Consider the following 19,183-nt stretch of genomic DNA (forward strand, 5'->3'; position numbering starts at 1 on the left):
AATCGGTGCTTGCCTCCATGTGCATCGGCTGTGCATGGGTTGGGGTGCGATGACCCTGGCCCATGCGCCCTTCGTGCTTCTCGACGACGCCCGGCCCGGTGGTGCGCCCGCGCGTCTTTATGCCGATCCCGTCCGCATCCTGGCCGCGCACGACCCCGCCGACATCCCCGCGCTGCTGGCGGCGCTCCGCGAGGCAGGCGCGCAAGGGCTGCACGCCGCGGGCTTCCTGTCCTACGAAGCGGCCCCCGCGTTCGAGGCCCGCATCGCCCCGCGCCCCGCGCCCCAGCCGCTCGCCTGGTTCGGCCTGTTCGCCGACGCCCGCCCGGTCGAGGATGTCGCCGCCCTCCTGCCCGACCCCGCCGGCGCCTGGATCGGTGCGCCGGTTCCCGAGATCGACGCCGCCGCCTATGCCGAACGCTTCGGCGACGTGCAGGCGCTGATCCGTGCCGGCGACCTGTATCAGGCCAATCTCAGCTTTCGCGCGGTCGCGCCGATCGCCGGCGATCCGCTCGCCCTTTATGCCGGCTTGCGTGCCCGCGCGCGTGCCGGCTGGGGGGCGGTGGTCCATACCGGCGACACCGTGCTCCTGTCGCTTTCGCCCGAACTGTTCTTCGCGCGCGACGGCCGGCGCCTCACCTGCCGCCCGATGAAGGGCACCGCGCGCGTCGTCGACGATCCCGCCGCCGACCGTGCCGCCGCCGACGCCCTTGCCGCCGATCCCAAGCAGCGGGCCGAGAACCTGATGATCGTCGACCTGATGCGCAACGACCTGTCGCGCGTCGCGGTGCCGGGCAGCGTTTCCGTCCCCGACCTGTTCACCGTCGAGCGGTATCCGACCGTCCACCAGATGGTCTCCACCGTCACCGCCGAGCTGGCCCCCGGTCGCGATACGCTGGACGTGCTGGCCGCGCTGTTCCCGTGCGGGTCGATCACCGGCGCGCCCAAGATCCGCGCGATGCAGGCGATCGGCGAGATGGAGGCGAGCCCGCGCGGCGCCTATACCGGCGCGATCGGCCATGTCGCACCGGATGGCGACGCCGCGTTCAGCGTGGCGATCCGCACGCTGGTGCTGAACGGCGACCGGGCGACGATCGGCCTCGGCTCGGGTGTCGTTGCCGATTCGGATGTCGTGGCGGAATGGGACGAATGCCTGGCCAAGGCCGCCTTCCTCCGCCCCGCCCATCCGCCCTTCGACCTGATCGAGACCATGGCCTTCGATCCCATGGAAGGGCTGCTCCATCTCGAACGCCATCTGTCGCGGATGAAGGCCAGCGCCACCGCACTCGGCTTCGCCTTCGACCGCCACGATGCCCGCAATGAGCTTCAGGCCGCCACCTTCCGCCTGCGCGCGCCCTCGCGTGTCCGCCTGCTGCTCGCCGCCTCCGGCGCCATCGCAATCGAATGCAGCGCACTCCCGCCCCCGCTGGCCCAGCCGCTGCGCGCAGCGGTCGTGCCGCTGCCCGTCGCCCCCGGCGATCTGCGCCTCCGCCACAAGACCACGGACCGCGCCTTTTACGATGCCGCCCGCATCGCCGCAGGCACCGACGAGGTGATCTTCGAGGCCCCCGACGGGTCGCTCACCGAAGGCAGCTTCACCTCGCTGTTCGTGGAGCAGGGCGGCCGTCTCGTCACCCCGCCGCTCGCCGCCGGGCTGCTCCCCGGCATCCTGCGCGCCGAACTGGTCGACAGCGGCCGCGCGGTCGAGGGGCGGCTGACGCGCAACGATATTGCGCAGGGGGCGTGGCTCGGCAACGCCCTGCGCGGTTTGATGCGGGCAACGGTTGCGGATTGATCCGCGTTGGCGCTATGGCGCCCCCGCCTTTCTGGCCCGCCTCCATTCGATAGGGGAACACCCGTGTCCATGCAGCCTTCCGACGCGCTCGGCCGTATCAGCCCTTCTCCCACGCTCGCGATCACCTCGCGCGTGTTCGAGCTGAAGCGCGCAGGCGTGGACGTGATCGGGCTGGGCGCGGGCGAGCCGGATTTCGATACCCCCGAATTCGTCAAGGAAGCCGCGATCCAGGCGATTCGCGACGGCAAGACCAAATACACCAATGTCGACGGCACGCCCGAGCTGAAGGCGGCGATCGCCGCCAAGTTCGCGCGCGACAACGCGCTGACCTACACCCCCGACCAGATCACGGTGAACGTCGGCGGCAAGCACACGCTGTTCAACGCCATCGTCGCCACGGTCAATCCGGGTGACGAGGTCGTCATCCCCGCCCCCTATTGGGTCAGCTACCCGGATGTCGTCCAGTTCGCCGGCGGCAAGCCGGTGATCGTCGCCGCCGGCCCGGAACAGCAGTACAAGCTGACGCCCGAGGCGCTCGACGCCGCGATCACTCCGCGGACCAAGTGGGTCATCCTCAACTCGCCGTCCAACCCGACCGGCGCCGGCTACACCGCCGACGAGTTGAAGGCGCTGGGCGCCGTCATCGCGCGCCACCCGCATGTCTGGGTCTTCGCCGACGATATGTACGAGCATATCGTGTATGACGGCTTCCGCTTCGCCACCATCGCGCAGGTCTGCCCCGAGCTGTACGAGCGCACGCTGACCGTCAACGGCTGTTCCAAGGCCTATGCGATGACCGGCTGGCGCATCGGTTTCGCGGCAGGCGCGCCTTGGCTCATCAAGGCGATTGCCAAGCTCCAGTCGCAATCGACCAGCAATCCCTGCTCGATCGCGCAGGCTGCGGCCACCGCGGCGCTGACCGGCGACCAGTCCTTCCTTCAGGAGCGCAACGCCGCCTTCCAGGTGCGCCGCGACCTCGTGGTCGGCATGCTGAACGAGATCGAGGGCATGACCTGCCCGACGCCGGAAGGCGCCTTCTACGTTTATCCGTCCTTTGCGCCGCTGATCGGCCGGACCACGCCCTCGGGCAAGCGCATCGACAATGACGAGGCGTTCGTCGGCTATCTGCTCGACGATGCCAAGGTCGCGGCGGTGCAGGGTGCCGCCTTCGGCCTGTCGCCCGCGATGCGGATCAGCTACGCGACGTCGGACGCCCTGCTCCGCGAAGCGTGCACCCGCATCCAGGATGCCTGCGCGGCGCTGCGCTGACGGCGTAACGCCCACCCGACATCCTAACCGTGACATTAACGGCACAGCCACGTGCCGTTAATGCTGTGTTTCTATAAACGATATTGCGAGCGTCGTCGGATCATCCCATCTGGCGGCCGAAAGACCGGCTGTTTCCAAGGGGATCAGCCCAAGAATCAAGGGTGATCCATGCGCAGCCTCATCAAGTCCAGCTTCCTTTGGCAGTTCGCCGGCGGTTTCGTGCTGGGGGCGATCAGTCTGGCGGCATTCCACACGGCCGAGGCGGTCAACGCACCGACGCGTGCACCGGTCGAGGCGATCCGCTAACATCCACCCCGCCTGCCCGGCGCGGCAGGCAAAACCCCGCCGACATGATCGCGCGGGGGGCGTCCCTGGTGGAAAAGCACGCTACGGGACGAACGCTTGGCGCATCCGGTGCCATTCCCCATCTTTCCGGCATGATCCGCATGCTCCTGATCGTCGCCACCCCGCTGGCGCTCCTCGCCCTCCCGGCAGGAATCGCCCGCAGCGAGCATGTCGTGCCGCTGCCGCAACCGGCGCTGGACGTGCCGCCAACCCCCGCCTCCCAGACCGCGGTGTTCGCCGGCGGCTGCTTCTGGGGCGTGGAGGCGGTGTTCCGCCAGCTGAAGGGCGTGCGCACCGTGACCGCGGGCTATGCCGGCGGCACCGCGGCCGATGCCAGCTATGCGAAGGTCTCCACCGAGCGCACCGGCCATGCCGAGGCGGTCCGGATCACCTATGATCCCGCGCAAATCCGCTACGGCACCTTGCTGCGTGTCTTCTTCGCCATCGCGCACGACCCGACCCAGGTCGGCGGCCAGGGTCCCGATCGCGGTCCCAGCTACCGCTCCGCCATCTTCCCGCAAAGCCCGGACCAGATGCGCGTCGCCCGCGCCTACATGGCGCAAATCGCGCCCGCCTTCCGCAAGCCGCTGACCACGCGCATCGAACAGGGCCGCTTCTTCCCCGCCGAGGCCTATCACCAGCGCTTCTTCGACCGAAACCCGACGCACCCCTATATCGTCGCCTGGGACAAACCCAAGGTCGCCGCCCTGCGCACCGGTTTGCCTATGCTTGTGCGATAGCAGCCATCCCACCCCATCCCGTTCGTCTCGAGTAACCGTCGAGTAGCGGCACAGCCGCGTACCGAGACGGTGTATCGAGAGACAGGTTGAAGCGCGGAGCCATGCCCCGATACAAGCCGGGGATACGTCCGCACCGGGCTACGTGATCTTCCCCCGGCCCAAACGGATAGGGGTCAGCGCCGGCACGGACCGCCCCTCAGGCGGCAACCGGGAAGCGCAGCAACCGGTCCTCCACAGGCACCAGCGCCTGCGCAGCCCCGCCCACCGCCTGCCGGATCGCCGGATGCGTCACATCCAGCCCCCCGGTCAGCGCGCCGAACGCCGGCAGGATCAGCTTCGTCCCCGTTGCGACGTAACAGCGTCGCGCCACGCTGCGCCCCCGCACCCGCAATCGCAGCTTGGGATGGAAATGGCCCGACATTTCCGGCCGCGACTCGGCCGCCGCTGCCTCGTGGCGCAGCACCACGCCGTCCACCACCATCTCGTCCGCCACCTCGCCGCCACACCGGTCCAGGATCGCGGGATCGTGATTGCCGGTGATCCATGTCCAGGCGAGGTCGCCGGTCAGGCTGCGCAACATGCTTTGCGCATCGTCCGGCAGGCGGTCGCAACCGCCGACATCGTGGAAACTGTCGCCCAGGCACCACATCTCGCGCGCCGCCGTCCGCTCGACCAGCGCGGTCAGCGCGGATAGCGTCGCCAGCGAATCATAGGGCGGCAGCATCTGGCCGCGTGCCGCGTACCAGCTGCCCTTTTCCAGATGCAGGTCGGCGACCAGCAGCGCGCCGCGCGCCGGCCAGTAAAGCGCACCCTCGGCCGTCGCCTGAAATGCATGTCCGCCGAACGAAAGGGGAACCATGCCACCGCCCTGCCCGCCATGCGCGGACAAATCAAGCATGATGCCGCAGTTGCGAAACAACTTGCGTTGGTTTGCAACGGGCGTAAAGCGCCCCGTCCTTTCGACAGGGGGGTGCAAGTGGCCATCACGGCAGACGCGACCGGCGCGACATCAGGGCGGCACGTGTCGCCCGTCATCGAACGCAGCGGCGACGGCCACCACCGCCCGGCGCTGGCCGCGCTCACCATCGGTGCGCTCGGCGTCGTCTTCGGCGATATCGGCACCAGCCCGCTCTATGCCTTTCGCGAGGCGCTGGCCCAGTCGGCCGCCGACGGCATCGACCCCAGCGAGATCCTGGGCGTGCTCAGCCTCGCGCTCTGGACGCTCATCCTGGTCGTCTCGGTCAAATATGTCACCTTCCTGATGCGCGCCGACAATCAGGGAGAGGGCGGCGTCCTGGCGCTTGCCGCGCTCGCCCGCCGTGCGCTCGGCATCCGCTCGCGCATCGCGCTGGTGCTGGGGGCGACCGGCGCCTCGCTCTTCTACGGCGATGCGATCCTGACCCCTGCTTTGTCGGTCCTGTCCGCGATGGAGGGGCTGCGCACCATTCCGGGCGCCGCCGCGATGTTCGACGAGGGCACCATCCGCCTGTGCACCATCGCGATCCTGATCGCGCTGTTCCTGATCCAGTCGCGCGGCACCGCACAGGTATCGCGCCTCTTCGGCCCGGTCTGCATCCTGTGGTTCCTCGCGATCGGCGGGCTGGGGCTGTCGCATATCGCCGACGAACCTTCGATCTTCCGCGTCATCTGGCCCGGCTATGGCATCGCCTTTCTCGCCACCCACGGCGTCACCGGGCTGTTCGTGCTGGGCGCGGTCTTCCTGACGGTCACGGGGGCGGAGGCGCTGACCGCCGATATGGGGCATTTCGGCAAGCTGCCGATCCGGCTCGGCTGGTTCCTGCTCGCCTTCCCTGCGCTGACCCTCAACTATCTTGGCCAGGGCGCCTTCGCGCTCGCCGCGCTGGAGCGGGCCCGGATCGACGGCACCGCCTTCACCAATCAGGACTGGTTCTTCCTGATGGCGCCCGAATCCTTGCGCGCGCCGCTCGTCATCCTGGCCGGCATGGCAACCGTGATCGCGGCGCAGGCGGTCATCACCGGCGCCTTTTCCCTCACCCAGCAGGCGATCCAGCTCGGCTTCCTGCCGCGCCTGCGCATCCGCCAGACCTCGGCTGCGTTCCAGGGCCAGATCTACCTGCCCGCGATCAACTGGCTGCTGCTCGCCGGCGTGCTGATCCTGGTGGTGCAGTTCAAGACATCCTCCGCGATGGCCGCGGCTTACGGCATCGCGGTGACCGGCACGATGGTGGTCACCACCTGCCTTGCCTATCTGGTCGTCCGCCACCGCTGGAACTGGTCGCGCGGGCTCGCGCTGGCGGCGATCCTGCCCTTTCTCGCGCTCGACCTGATCTTTTTCGGCGCCAACATCCTGCGCGTGATCGAAGGGGGCTGGGTGCCGCTGCTGGTCGGGGCCGGCGTCGGCCTCGTCATCTACACCTGGGTGCGCGGACGCGGCATCGTCGCCGCCTTTGAACGGCGTCAGTCCATCCCCCTCGCCGACCTTGCCGCCGCGCTCGCCAAACGCCCCCCGAACGCGTCCCCGGCACCGCCGTCTTCCTCACCGCCAACGTCGCCGCCGCCCCCGGCGCGCTCCTCCACAACCTCAAGCACAACAAGGTCCTGCACGCCCGCAACCTGATCGCCACCGTCCGCACCGCCGACCGCCCCGTCGTCCCCCCCTCCGAACGCGTCCGCGAGGAACGACTGGACGACAATTTCTCGACCGTCACTCTCACCTACGGCTTCATGGAATCGCCTGACGTGCCGCAGGATTTGGGCATCGAAACGCGCGCGCTCGGCCTAGACCCCATGAAGACCAGCTTCTTCATCGGCCGCAACACGCTGAAGCCGGAGGCGGAGAAAGGCATGCCCCCCTGGCAGGACCGGCTGTTCATGTTTCTGCAGCGCAACGCCGCCGACCCCACCGAATTCTTGCGCATTCCGCCCGGCAAGGTGCTGGAACTGGGCGAACAGGTCACCGTCTAGCGCACACCCGCATAGGCCTTCACCAGGTCGAACAGGTAATCGCGCCCCGCATAAAGGGCCTTTACTCGGATCCGCTCGTCGCGGCCGTGGATGCCCGACATGTCGCCGTCGATCAGCATGCCCGGCACGCCGTATACGGGGATGCCGATCGCCTGGAAGAAGATGCCGTCCGTCGCTCCGGCCGACATCATCGGCACGACCGGCACACCCGGAAAATGCCGCTTCGCCACCTGCGTCATCGGCGCCAGGATGGCAGGGTCCGGCGCCAGCGGCACCGCGGTGGGGCGGATCGGCTGGTTCGCGGTCACCACCACTTCGGGCCCCGCAAGGCCGCGCAGCGTGTCCAGCACCCCCTCCACCGTTTCGCCCGGAAGCAGCCGGCAGTTGATGTTCGCGGTCGCCCGCTGCGGCAGCGCGTTTTCGGCATGTCCCGCGCTCAGCAAGGTCGGCACGCAGGTGGTGCGCAAGGCCGCCTGCAACGTCTTGTCGCGGCTGACGATGGCATCGGCCTCGGTGTCGCCCGCATCAGCGAGCAGCCGCCTGATCGCCTCCCCCATCTCTGCCCCCGCCCGCTGCGCCATCGCCGCGAAGAACGCCCGCGTCGTCACCGTGAACGACACCGGGAAGCGATGCTCGCGAATCGCCTGCACCGCCCCCACCAACGCGTAGATCGCATTGTCCCCCGTCGGCTGCGCGCTATGCCCGCCGGAATGAGTTGCGGTCAGCGTGTAATTTTGCGCGGCCTTCTCGCCGATCTGCACCGCCAGTATATCGGGCCGGCCGTTCGCACCGTAGCGCCCGCCCCCGCCCTCGTTCAGTACGAACCCCGCCGCGATGAGGTCGGGCCGCGTTCTGGTCAGCCACTCCGCCCCGTTGAAGGCGAACGTCGTTTCCTCGCCGCAGGTCAGCGCCAGCTTCACCGTGCGGCGCGGTGTCAGCGGCCGCAGCCGGATCATCGTATCTGCCCAGACCGCACCCTGCGCCTTGTCGTCGAACGTGCCGCGGCCATAGAAATAGCCGTCTTCCTCGACCAGCGTGAACGGATCGCGCGTCCAGTCCGCCCGCCTGGCCTCCACCACGTCGAGATGCCCGAGCAGCAACACCGCCGGCAACGCCGGATCGCTGCCCGGCAACACCGCCACCACCCCGCCCTCGCGCGGGTGATCGGGCGGCGCGAAGGTCATGATCGCATCGTCCGGAAACCCGGCCGCCCGCAAGCGCGCCGCGATTTGCCCGGCCGCGCGCGTGCAGCTACCCGCCGACAGGGTCGTGTCGGTTTCGACCAGTTCCTTGTAAAGCTCCAGGAACGCCCGCTGATCGGGCCGGTTCTGCGCAGCGGCGGCGCTGGCGGACAGGGCGCAGATCGCCGCCGCCGCCAACGCCCGCCACCGGTGCATCAGCCCGCCTTGGCGCCCGGCGTATTGACCCCCATGGATTGCAGATAGCGCTTCACGTTGCGCGCCGCCTGCCGCAGGCGCTGCTCGTTCTCGACCATGGCGATCCGCACATAGCCTTCGCCATTCTCGCCATATCCGACGCCCGGCGCCACCGCGACCTTGGCCTCGGTCAGCAACTGCTTGGAAAATTCCAGGCTGCCGAGATGGGCAAGCGCCGGCGGCAACGGCGCCCAGGCGAACATCGAGGCGCGCGGCGACGGGATATCCCATCCCGACCGGGCAAAGCTTTCCACCAGCACGTCGCGGCGCTTGTGGTACAGCTGCCGGTTCTTCTCGACGATGTCCTGCGGCCCGTTCAGCGCGGCGCAGGCGGCGGCCTGGATCGGCGTGAACGCGCCGTAATCCAGATAGGATTTCACCCGCGTCATCGCCGCGATCAGCTTGCGGTTGCCCACCGCGAAGCCGATGCGCCACCCGGCCATGCTGTACGTCTTGGACAGCGAGGTGAATTCCACCGCCACGTCCTTGCCGCCCTTCACCTGCAGGATCGACGGCGTCGGATTGCCGTCATAATATAGCTCGGAATAGGCCAGGTCGCTCAGGATCCACAGCCCCTGGTCCTTCGCGAACGCCACCAGCCGCTCGTAGAATGCCAGGTCCACCGTCTCCGCGGTTGGGTTGGACGGATAGTTGACCACCAGCACCGACGGCCGCGGGATGGTGAACTCCATCGCCCGCTTCAGGCTCTCGAAATAGGCCTCGTCCGGCGTCGTCGGCACCGCACGGATCGTCGCACCCGCGATGATGAAGCCGAAGGTATGGATCGGATAGGACGGATTGGGCGCCAGGATCACGTCGCCCGGCGCGGTGATCGCCGTGGCGAGACTCGCAAGCCCCTCCTTCGACCCCATCGTCACCACGACTTCCGTCTCGGGATCGAGGTCGACGCCGAATCGCCGGCCATAATAATTGGCCTGTGCCCGGCGCAGTCCGGGAATGCCCTTGGACTGCGAATAGCCATGCGCGTCGGGCTTGCTCGTCACCTCGATCAGCTTGTCCAGCACATGCTGCGGCGGCGGCAGGTCGGGATTGCCCATGCCCAGGTCGATGATGTCCTCGCCGCGCGCGCGCGCCGCGGCCCGCATCGCGTTGACTTCGGCGATGACATAGGGCGGCAGCCGGCGGATGCGGTAGAACTCTTCGGACATGGTATCCTCTTTGTTGGGAACTCACCCCCCATAGCCGCTTTCCTCTCCCGACGCGACCGGACATGACGGCGCAACATCATTGCGGTATCACGCACGCCAGCAACCAGAGGATGCCATGGCCCAGACCAACGACGCGCACGACCCCCGGCCCGCCGGTGGAGGCGCCACGCCCGCCATCCCGACGCTGGAGGAGTTGCAGCACTGGACCTGGGTGATGGGGCGTGCGCAGCAGATGATGATGGAGCAGGGGATCGCGGCGATGAAACAGCCGGCGGAGGGTGTGCCGGCGATGCCGGTCGTCCCCGGCTTCAACGATCCCGCCACCATCGAGCGGGCGCGCGATTTCTGGTCGGAAAGCATGGACTTGTGGCGCCGATTCCTTGATCCTTCCGCCGCGGCGCCCGCCCCTGCGGCCAAGCCCGACAAGCGGTTCAAGGCGCCGGGATGGCAGTCGCCGATGTTTGACCTGATCCGGCAAAGCTATGCGCTGGTCGGCGATCACATGTTGCGCGGTGTCGACGCGCTGGAGGGGGTCGAGCCGCGCCAGAAGGAACAGCTCCGCTTCGCCACCCGCGCCTTTGTCGACGCAATGAGCCCGACCAATTTTCCCGCCACCAATCCGGAGGTGATCGAGAAGACGATCGAGACCAAGGGCGAGAATCTGCTGAAAGGCTTGCAGAACATGCTCGCCGATATCGGCCGCGGGCAATTGACCCACACCCAGGCCGACGCGTTCCAGATCGGCCGCGACATCGCCGCCACGCCGGGTCAGGTGGTGTTGCGCACCCCGCTCTACGAACTCATCCAGTATCAGCCGACGACCGAAACGGTCGCGACCACGCCGATCGTGATCTTCCCGCCCTGGATCAACCGCTTCTACATTCTCGACCTGTCGCCGGAGAAAAGCCTGATCCGCTGGGCGCTCGACCAGGGCTTCACCGTGTTCATGGTGTCGTGGAAGTCCGCCGATGCCACCATGGCGGATATCGCATGGGACGATTACGTCGCCGCGCAGGTGGAGGCGATCGACACGATTCGCGATCTGCTGGACGTGCCCGCGGTACACAGCGTCGGCTATTGCGTCGCGGGCACTACGCTGGCCGCGACGCTGGCATGGCTCGCCGCGCGGGGCGAGGCGGACAAGGTCGCCAGCGCCACCTTCTTCACCGCCCAGGTCGATTTCTCGAAGGCGGGCGACCTCCTGCACTTCGTCGATGACGAGCAACTGGCGCTGATCGGCACGCTGTCGCCAGAGGGGTTCCTCGACGGGCGCTATCTGGCTGCGACCTTCAACCTGTTGCGCGGGCGCGACCTGATCTGGAACTACGTCACCAACAACTATCTGCTGGGCCAGGATTATGTGCCGTTCGACCTGCTCCACTGGAACGGCGACGTCACCAACCTGCCCGCCAAATGGCACCTCAGCTACCTGACCGATCTGTACCGCGACAATCTGCTGGTGCAGCCCGGCGCGCTGTCGATCGCCGGCGTCCCCCTCGATCTGCGCCGCGTCGCCACCCCCGCCTATGTGCAGGCGGGTCGCGAGGATCATATCGCCCCGCCGGAGAGCGTGTGGAAGCTGACCGAGCTTTTCCAGGGGCCGCTTCGCTTCGTCCTTGCCGGCTCCGGGCACATCGCCGGCGTGGTCAATCCGCCGGCGGCGGGCAAATACCAGTATTGGACCAACGACACGCCCGCCGAGTCGCTCGACGCCTTTGTCGCATCCGCGACCGAGACCAAGGGGAGCTGGTGGCCGGATTGGGCGACATGGCTACGCCATCAGGATGACGCGACGACGCCGGCGAAAGGTGCCAGGATCCCCGGCAACGGCAAACTGCCCGCGCTGGAGGCTGCCCCCGGCAGCTACGTGCGCACCCGCTAATCTATGTTGCAGTGCACAATAAGCCTTGATTCAGGTCAAATCCCTGCTTATTGTGCATCGCAGCGAAATTAGGGGAGTGTTATGTCTATCGACAAGACGAATACGCCCGCGGCTGCCAAGCAGTCCGGCACGAGCCGCAAGCCGCGGCGTGACGTGAAATCCAGGGCCGCGACGCCGTTGCCCGGCCTGCCCGCGATTCAGGACGCGGCGGCGCCCTCCCCCGCAGCGGCGGTAAAGGCCCTGGTCGCGGACACGGTCGCCCCGGCGGCGGTCGCCATGCCACTCCCCGTTGAACCGGTCGAGACGCCCGCGCCTGCCGCGGCGGCTCCCGCCCCGACGCCCCCGATCCCTGTCGTTTCCGCAACCACGGAAACCGACACCCCGTCCGATCCGATTACCAGCGAGCCGGACCAACCGACTCCCCCGACCGCCGCGGTTCCGGCGGACATCGAAGCCAAGGAAGTTGTGATGGAAGCGACGATCGAAAACGCCACGAACAAGACCCAGGCCATGTTCGGCGAGGCCTCCACCCGCACCCAGGCGGCCATGGACAAGAGCGCCCGGATGCTCGAGGATGCCGCCGCCTTCAACAAGGACAATCTGGAAGCGCTGGTCGAATCGTCGCGCATCGCCGCGCGCGGGTTCGAACATCTCGGTCAGGGCGCGGCCGACTATGCCAAGCGCAGCTTCGAGAGCACGACCTTGGCGTGGAAGACGCTCGCCAGCGCCAAGTCGCCGACCGAGTTCATGAAGCTCCATTCGGACTATGCCCGCACCAGCTTCGACACGCTGGTCGCCGAGACATCGAAGTCGACCGAGACGATGCTGAAGCTGGCCGGCGAGATCGCCCAGCCGCTCAGCAACCGCTTCGCGGTCGCCGCCGAGAAGATGAAGATCAGCGCCTGACGCGGATCGCCCGGGGCCGGCTCCCGGGCAAAGGGGCGGTCGTCCAATCGGACGGTCGCCCTTTTCTTTGCGGCCGACGGGCCGGGAATCGTCTTCCGCGCCGGTTCAGCCCCTTGTGCCTGCCCCCGCGCATGCCATATTTTCAATCCTGTCATGCAGCGGCTTACAACAACCATGGCTGATCGCCGAGATGGCGACGGCACCGACGACGACGGCAATGGTGGCTCCGGGGGCGGCTCGGGGCTCGGTGTCGCCACGCGCACGCGCACCCGCACCAAACAGCCGACGCCCTACCGCGTCCTGATGCTCAACGACGACTATACGCCGATGGAATTCGTCGTGCTGTGTCTCCAGCGCTTCTTCCGCATGAACATGGAGGAAGCGACCCGCGTCATGCTCCACGTCCATCAGCGCGGCGTGGGCGTGTGCGGCGTCTTTTCCTACGAGGTGGCCGAAACCAAGGTCGGCCAGGTGATCGACTTCGCCCGCGCCAACCAGCACCCGCTGCAATGCACGCTGGAAAAGGCCTGACTTGATACCCCCGCCCTCCCGGCGGGGTCAGGATCGGCCGCTCACCGCCCCGGCGGCAGCCATCCCAGGTCGAGCTTGTTGTAGCGATCGACATAATTGGTCTCGCGCGCCAACGCCGCCTCGTCGCGGATCACCACGCGCCCCGATTCGCGCGCGATCATGCCGTCTTCCTCCAACTGCCGCAGCATCCGGTTGACGTGCACCGCGGTCAGCCCGGTGGCATCGCCGATCTCCTCCTGCGTCAGGCGCAAGGGGAAGATCGCATCGATATCCATGTCGGCACGCCGCATCCGGTTACGCAGGTCGAGCAGCAGCGTCGCGACCCGCGCGCGCGCCGAGGTCCGCCCCAGCCCGGCCATCCGGTCCGTCGCCGCCACCCGCTCGATCTGGTTCAACACCAGGAGCAGGCATAACAGGCGCGGATGCTCCTCCGACAGCCGCGCGATCGTCGACCGGTCGATCACCGACAACACCGCCGTCGACAGGGCCACCACCGTATCCGGCGACCCGCGATACACCAGCGCCGACAGCGCAAAGATGTCGCCCGGAAACAGGAAGCGCACGATCTGCCGGCTGCCGTCGTCCAGGAGGACATAAGCCATCATCATGCCCTCCCGCACGACGAACAGTTCGTCCATCCGGTCATGCTCGCGCAGCAACACCGCGCCCCGCGACACGGTGCGCGTCCGCTCTTCGATCTGAATCAAGGTGTTGCGTTCGCCCGGGGTCAATTCGACCATTCGGTGGAAGCGATCGGCGAGGCCGCTGCGTGGCACTATTCCTATTCCCCCAATCGGCTCCGAGCCTTAGCCAAGGAAGGGATTTGCCTGCATTGACATCGATCAAGGCAGGACAGGAGCCTTGGCGCTTCGTCATTGCTTGCGCTAGGGACGGGGGATGGATCGCATTCTCATTCGCGGCGGACAGCGACTCGCCGGGCGCCTCCCGATTTCCGGTGCCAAGAACGCCGCACTCACCCTCCTCCCCTGTGCGCTGCTGACGGACGAACCGCTCACCCTGCGCAACCTGCCGCGCCTCGCCGATGTCGATGGCTTCGGCCACCTTCTGAACCAGTTGGGTGCCTCGACCGCGATCGAGGGAACGCGCCCCGACGAATTCGGCCGGGTGATGACGATCCGCGCCGGCCGCCTGACCTCGACCGAGGCGCCCTATGACATCGTGCGCAAGATGCGCGCCTCCATCCTCGTCCTCGGCCCCATCCTGGCGCGGGCCGGTGTCGCGCGCGTGTCGCTGCCCGGTGGCTGCGCGATCGGCAACCGCCCGATCGATCTCCACCTGAAGGCGCTGGAGGCGATCGGCGCCCAGATCGAGCTGACCGCCGGCTATGTCGAGGCGTCCGCGCCCGGCGGCCGGCTGTCGGGTGGGCGCTACACCTTCCCCGTCGTCTCGGTCGGCGCGACCGAGAATGTGCTGATGGCCGCCGCCACCGCCAAGGGCACCAGCGTGATCGGCAACGCCGCGCGCGAGCCCGAGATCGTCGACCTGTGCAACCTGCTCGTCGCGATGGGCGCCCGGATCGACGGCATCGGCACCGAAACGCTGACGATCGAGGGCGTCGATCGCCTGCACGGCGCCACCTATGCGGTGATGCCCGACCGGATCGAGGCGGGCTCCTATGCCTGTGCCGCGGCGATCACCGGCGGCGACATCGAACTGGTCGGCGCCCACGCCCCCGACATGGAGGCGACGCTCGCCGCCCTGCGCGAAGCCGGCGTGACCGTGGAGGAGAAGCCCGGCGCGATCCGCATCGCGGCGGATGGCCCGCTCAGGCCGCTGACGCTCTCCACCGCACCCTTTCCGGGCTTTGCCACCGACATGCAGGCGCAGTTCATGGCGATGCTCCTGAAGGCGGAGGGCACCAGCGTCCTGACCGAGACGATCTTCGAGAACCGCTACATGCACGTCCCCGAACTGGCGCGCATGGGGGCCAGCGTGCAGGTGCATGGCCGCACCGCCATGGTGAAGGGCGGCGAGCCGCTGGTCGGCGCCCCCGTCATGGCGACCGACCTGCGCGCCTCGATGAGCCTCATCATCGCCGGCCTGGCCGCCGAGGGCGAAACCTCGGTCGCGCGCGTCTATCACCTCGACCGCGGCTATGAGCGGCTGGAGGAGAAGCTCTCCGCCGTCGGCGCCGACATCGAACGCGTCAGCGACGGCTGATCACGGACCAGCCCTCTCCCCATACGGGGAGAGGGAGGGGCCCATCGCGCCAGCGATGGGAGGGTGAGGGGCCGCCAAACAGCGCAACGTCAATCGTCACCCCGCCCCCAAACCGCAATCGATTCGCAACAGGCTCCATTCGGCATCCCGCTCGTTGAGCGAGGCAAAGCCTTACCTGGAGCAATATCATGGATCATGACGCCCTGAACGCCGGCAACGGCGGCGAGACGCATCAGCGCAGCGACGCCGATCATCCGGTCCTCACCACCAACCAGGGCGTCGCGATCGCCGACAACCAGAACCAGCTCAAGGCCGGCCCGCGCGGCCCCGTGCTGCTCGAAGACCATGTCTATCGCGAGAAGATCAACCATTTCGATCACGAGCGTATTCCGGAGCGTATCGTCCACGCCCGCGGCACCGGCGCGCACGGCTATTTCGAACTGACAGAATCGCTGTCCAACATCACCACCGCCGACATCTTCCAGCGCCCCGGCGAGCGCGTGCCCGTCTTTACCCGCTTCTCTACGGTGGCGGGCGGCGCCGGATCGGTGGACACCCCGCGCGACGTGCGTGGCTTTGCGGTGAAATTCTACACCAAGCAGGGTAATTGGGATCTGGTCGGCAACAACATCCCCGTCTTCTTCATCCAGGACGCGATCAAATTCCCCGACCTGATCCACGCCGCCAAGATGGAGGCCGATCGCGGCTATCCGCAGGCGGCGACCGCGCACGACACCTTCTGGGACTTCATCTCGCTGATGCCCGAATCGACCCACATGATCATGTGGGCGATGTCGGACCGTACCCTGCCGAAAAGCTTCGCGACGATGGAGGGGTTCGGCATCCACACCTTCCGCTTCGTCAACAAGGCGGGCCAGTCGACCTTTGTGAAGTTCCACTGGAAGCCCAAGGCCGGGCTGCAATCGACCATCTGGGACGAGACGGTGAAGATCGCCGGCGCCGATCCCGATTTCCAGCGTCGCGACCTGTTCGAGCGGATCGGCCGCGGCGACTTCCCCGAATGGGAACTGGGCGTGCAGTTGTTCGACGAGGAATTCGCCAACGCGCAGCCCTATGACGTGCTCGATTCGACCAAGATCATCCCGGAGGAAGTGCTGCCGGTGAAGATCGTCGGCCGCATGGTGCTCGACCGCTATCCTGACAATTTCTTTGCCGAAACCGAGCAGGTTGCCTTCTGCCCCAGCAACGTCGTGCCGGGCATCGACTTCACCAACGATCCCCTCCTCCAGGGTCGGCTCTTCTCCTATCTGGACACGCAATTGTCGCGTCTCGGCGGGGTCAACTTCACCCAGATCCCGGTCAACCAGCCCAAGAACGTCCCCGGCGATCACCCCTTCGCCAATCTGCAGCGCGACGGCCATATGCAGATGCAGGTGTTCAAGGGCCGCGCCAATTACGAGCCCAACAGCCTGCATCTGGCGGGCGAACCCGGCGGCCCGCGCGAGGACCCGGCGGGCTTCAAGACCTATCCGTCGGAAGAAGAGGGCGCCAAGCTGCGCATCCGTCCCGAAAGCTTTGCGGATCATTACAGCCAGGCGCGGCTGTTCTTCCGCTCGCTCGACCCCGCCGAACAGGCGCATCTGGCGTCTGCGATCGTGTTCGAACTGTCCAAGGTCTCGCTCGAACATGTCCGCATTCAGATGATGGCGAACCTGCGCAACGTGGATGAAACGCTGGCGACCCGCGTCGCCGACGGCCTCGCCATGGACCTGCCCGAGGCGTCGCCGACGGCGGCTCCGGTGATCGACATGGACGTATCGCCGGCGCTGCGCATCATCCGTGGCCCGCTGGAAAAGCATACGCTCAAGGGCCGCACCGTCGGCATCCTCATCGCCGACGGCACCGACGCGGCCGCGTTGAAGACGGTAAAGGCGGGTGTCGAGGATGCCGGCGGCACCCCGATGCTGATCGCGCCCAAGGTCGGCGCCGTGCCGCTGTCCGATGGCGCAAAGGTCAAGGCCGACGCGCAACTCTTCGGCCAGCCTTCGGTCACCGTCGATGCGATCGCGGTGATCCTGAGCGAAGAGGCCTGTGCGAAACTGGTCAAGGAAGGCGCCGCGGTACAATTCGTCATGGACGCCTTCGGCCATCTGAAGGCGATCGGCCACAACGCCGCCGCGCAACCTCTGCTCGACAAGGCCGGCGTCGAACCGGACGAGGGCGTGGTGGATCTCGACGGCTTCGTCGACGCCGCCAAGAAGCGCTACTGGGACCGCGAACCCAAGGTCCGCACGCTGGCGTGATATCCAACCTCCCTCTCCCCTCCGGGGAGCATCAGGTGAACAGCGCCCCGCGCTGTTCAGCCCATGCCGGGGGCATGGGCGACCTGATGCTGGAAGGGGCCCGCTGCCGCAAGGCAGTGGGAAGGGTGAGGGGCCGCCAAGCTACGCAAGGTAGCTGACGACGCGCAACGCAACCCGGGTAAGGCTAGAGGCGAAAGCGATAAGTTTTGTGCTCCCCCTCCGCTTCAGGGGAGAGGCTCGGCCTGTACAATCTTGATCGCGTTTGACTCTAGATCCACCCCTCCGCCACCAGCGTCGGAACCGCCCCCCGCGCCACCGGTGCCTCGACCCCGCCGGGCAGCACCAGCCGGTAGTTGCGCCCCTCGCGCCGTACCCGCTCCACCGCATCCCGCGCGACCCACCAGCTGCGATGCACCTGTGCGCCCGCCAGCGGCGCGGTTTCCGCCACCGCGTCGCGCATCCGCATCAGGATCAGCGCCGAGCCATAGGCGCCGTGCGCGCGGACATAATGGTCCTCCATCTCCAGCGCGTGCAGCGCCGGCCCGAACCCCGGCGGCAACCGTTCGAACAATGCCGGCCCGACCGGCTCCGCCACCACCGGCTCCGGTTCCGGCTCTGCCAGGACCGACGCCGCCCCCCGCCGCCGCCGCGCGACCCACAACATCACCGTCCCGATCGCACCCACCAGCCCCACATTGACGTACAGCGCCAAGGCCTGCTCCGGCGTCGGCCAGCGCGTGGTATAGCCGATCTGGCCCACCACCCACACCAGCGCGGTCATCGGCACGCTCGCCACCACACCCGCCGCCGCCCACATCGCCGCCTCCGGCAGCGCCAGCCGCGCCGCCACCCGGCTCGCCGCCATCATCGCCGGATGATAGAGTGCATAGCCCGCCACCATCAGCGTCACCCAGTAGACCAGCCGAAACGCCACGCTCCCGGCAAACGTCCCGAACGGCCCCATCAGCGCGAGCAGCAACCCGATCGCGAGCATGATCGACAGATCGATGAGGAAACGGCGGGCCTGCGGCATGACGGAGGCAAGTCCTACCGCCCGTTCACGCTTCGCGAAATGGCAAAGCTGCACGGCTCACGCAGCAGGCGGCCGGTCCACGCACCCGCGCTGGCGAGCGAACCGTCGGCAGACAGGATGGCCCCGACACCGCCATCAAGGATCGCGCCGATGACCAGCCTGCCCCTCCCGATCGCCTTCCCGCCCCGTCGCACGCGGCGCGACCTGTCGCCCGCGATGCGCGCCATGGTGCTGGTCGCCGGTGGCGGGCTCAGCGCGATGGCGGCCGTGGCGCTCGGCCGTGCCGCCCTCGGCCTCGCGCCCGCCGCCCCGGCGGTGCGCGAAGTGGCGGTGGCGCTCCACCTCGCCACGGTGCTGCCCGCCCTGCCCCTCGGCCTCTACCTGCTACTCGCCCGCAAAGGCGGCCCCCGCCACCGCCTGCTCGGCAAGGTCTGGGTCTTGCTGATGCTCGTCGCGGCCCTGTCCGCACTCGGCATCCGCCACCTCAACCACGGCCAGTTCAGCGCGATCCACCTGTTCGTGCCCCTGACCGTCATCGGCCTGTGGCGTGCCGTCGCCTCCGCGCGATCGGGCCGGATCGGCACGCACCGCACCACCATGATCGCCCTTTATCTCGGCGGGCTGATCGGCGCGGGTGCCTTCGCCTTTGCCCCCGCGCGCATCATGGGCCTGTGGCTGTTCGGCTGACC

At 67.8% G+C, this 19,183-nt stretch carries 15 protein-coding genes and 1 pseudogene; 11 read left to right on the forward strand and 5 right to left on the reverse strand.

All coding sequences use genetic code 11. The features are described 5' to 3' along the window. Positions 1-49 precede the first annotated feature (49 nt). The 4 genes from pabB to msrA all read left to right on the forward strand — a co-directional run bounded on the left by pabB (position 50) and on the right by msrA (position 4,146). Positions 50-1,792 (forward strand): aminodeoxychorismate synthase component I, encoded by a 1,743-nt coding sequence (gene pabB / locus NPJ82_RS00375; protein WP_342657984.1) that lies wholly within the window; start codon positions 50-52, stop codon positions 1,790-1,792. Positions 1,793-1,861: 69 nt separating this feature from the next. After that, the gene (locus NPJ82_RS00380) at positions 1,862-3,061 is read left to right on the forward strand and encodes a pyridoxal phosphate-dependent aminotransferase (protein WP_267347856.1); all 1,200 of its coding nucleotides are present in this window, start codon (positions 1,862-1,864) and stop codon (positions 3,059-3,061) included. Between the two features lie 168 nt (positions 3,062-3,229). Continuing rightward, positions 3,230-3,367, forward strand: coding sequence for a hypothetical protein (locus NPJ82_RS00385; protein ID WP_160146735.1), 138 nt, complete (start codon positions 3,230-3,232; stop codon positions 3,365-3,367). Between the two features lie 131 nt (positions 3,368-3,498). Next, on the forward strand, positions 3,499-4,146 hold the full coding sequence (msrA, locus tag NPJ82_RS00390; RefSeq protein ID WP_342657985.1) for a peptide-methionine (S)-S-oxide reductase MsrA: 648 nt from the start codon (positions 3,499-3,501) through the stop codon (positions 4,144-4,146). 196 nt (positions 4,147-4,342) lie between these two features. On the opposite strand, the gene pdeM is transcribed toward msrA, so the two are convergent. Next, positions 4,343-5,005, reverse strand: a complete 663-nt coding sequence (gene pdeM, locus NPJ82_RS00395; RefSeq protein ID WP_342657986.1) for a ligase-associated DNA damage response endonuclease PdeM — start codon at positions 5,003-5,005, stop codon at positions 4,343-4,345. Between the two features lie 162 nt (positions 5,006-5,167). On the opposite strand from pdeM, the pseudogene NPJ82_RS00400 reads away from it, so the two are divergent. After that, positions 5,168-7,092 (forward strand): annotated as a pseudogene (locus NPJ82_RS00400) (potassium transporter Kup). On the opposite strand, the gene NPJ82_RS00405 reads toward NPJ82_RS00400, so the two are convergent. Together NPJ82_RS00405 and NPJ82_RS00410 are read right to left on the reverse strand one after the other, a co-directional pair. Continuing rightward, on the reverse strand, positions 7,089-8,489 hold the full coding sequence (locus NPJ82_RS00405) for a M20/M25/M40 family metallo-hydrolase (protein ID WP_342657987.1): 1,401 nt from the start codon (positions 8,487-8,489) through the stop codon (positions 7,089-7,091). The pseudogene NPJ82_RS00400 and the gene NPJ82_RS00405 overlap by 4 nt on opposite strands. Then, the gene (locus NPJ82_RS00410) at positions 8,489-9,697 is read right to left on the reverse strand and encodes an LL-diaminopimelate aminotransferase (protein WP_112384145.1); all 1,209 of its coding nucleotides are present in this window, start codon (positions 9,695-9,697) and stop codon (positions 8,489-8,491) included. Before NPJ82_RS00410 ends, NPJ82_RS00405 begins: the two co-directional genes overlap by 1 nt. Positions 9,698-9,812: 115 nt before the next feature. Between NPJ82_RS00410 and phaC the strand changes: the two genes are divergently transcribed. The 3 genes from phaC to clpS all read left to right on the forward strand — a co-directional run bounded on the left by phaC (position 9,813) and on the right by clpS (position 13,016). Then, positions 9,813-11,579 (forward strand): class I poly(R)-hydroxyalkanoic acid synthase, encoded by a 1,767-nt coding sequence (gene phaC / locus NPJ82_RS00415; protein WP_342657988.1) that lies wholly within the window; start codon positions 9,813-9,815, stop codon positions 11,577-11,579. 81 nt (positions 11,580-11,660) lie between these two features. Beyond that, positions 11,661-12,485, forward strand: a complete 825-nt coding sequence (locus NPJ82_RS00420) for a phasin family protein (RefSeq protein ID WP_342657989.1) — start codon at positions 11,661-11,663, stop codon at positions 12,483-12,485. Positions 12,486-12,659: 174 nt separating this feature from the next. Beyond that, positions 12,660-13,016: an ATP-dependent Clp protease adapter ClpS gene (gene clpS / locus NPJ82_RS00425; RefSeq protein ID WP_112384142.1), complete on the forward strand. Its 357-nt coding sequence runs from the start codon at positions 12,660-12,662 to the stop codon at positions 13,014-13,016. Positions 13,017-13,057: 41 nt separating this feature from the next. Here clpS and NPJ82_RS00430 read toward each other — a convergent pair whose 3' ends face one another. Next, on the reverse strand, positions 13,058-13,723 hold the full coding sequence (locus NPJ82_RS00430; RefSeq protein WP_342657990.1) for a Crp/Fnr family transcriptional regulator: 666 nt from the start codon (positions 13,721-13,723) through the stop codon (positions 13,058-13,060). A gap of 190 nt (positions 13,724-13,913) precedes the next feature. On the opposite strand from NPJ82_RS00430, the gene murA reads away from it, so the two are divergent. Both murA and NPJ82_RS00440 read left to right on the forward strand, forming a co-directional pair. Continuing rightward, positions 13,914-15,197: a UDP-N-acetylglucosamine 1-carboxyvinyltransferase gene (murA, locus tag NPJ82_RS00435; protein ID WP_112384140.1), complete on the forward strand. Its 1,284-nt coding sequence runs from the start codon at positions 13,914-13,916 to the stop codon at positions 15,195-15,197. Between the two features lie 188 nt (positions 15,198-15,385). Further along, the gene (locus NPJ82_RS00440) at positions 15,386-17,461 is read left to right on the forward strand and encodes a catalase (RefSeq protein ID WP_342657991.1); all 2,076 of its coding nucleotides are present in this window, start codon (positions 15,386-15,388) and stop codon (positions 17,459-17,461) included. A gap of 268 nt (positions 17,462-17,729) precedes the next feature. Here NPJ82_RS00440 and NPJ82_RS00445 read toward each other — a convergent pair whose 3' ends face one another. Then, positions 17,730-18,494, reverse strand: coding sequence for a LytTR family transcriptional regulator DNA-binding domain-containing protein (locus NPJ82_RS00445; protein WP_342657992.1), 765 nt, complete (start codon positions 18,492-18,494; stop codon positions 17,730-17,732). A gap of 150 nt (positions 18,495-18,644) precedes the next feature. On the opposite strand from NPJ82_RS00445, the gene NPJ82_RS00450 reads away from it, so the two are divergent. After that, a complete protein-coding gene (locus NPJ82_RS00450) occupies positions 18,645-19,181 on the forward strand; it encodes a DUF2306 domain-containing protein (protein WP_342657993.1) in 537 nt (178 codons plus the stop codon). Positions 19,182-19,183 lie beyond the last annotated feature (2 nt).

Origin of the sequence: Sphingomonas sp. NY01, from assembly GCF_038809135.1 — a bacterium.
In the GTDB taxonomy this organism is placed as follows: Bacteria; Pseudomonadota; Alphaproteobacteria; order Sphingomonadales; family Sphingomonadaceae; genus Sphingomonas; species Sphingomonas carotinifaciens.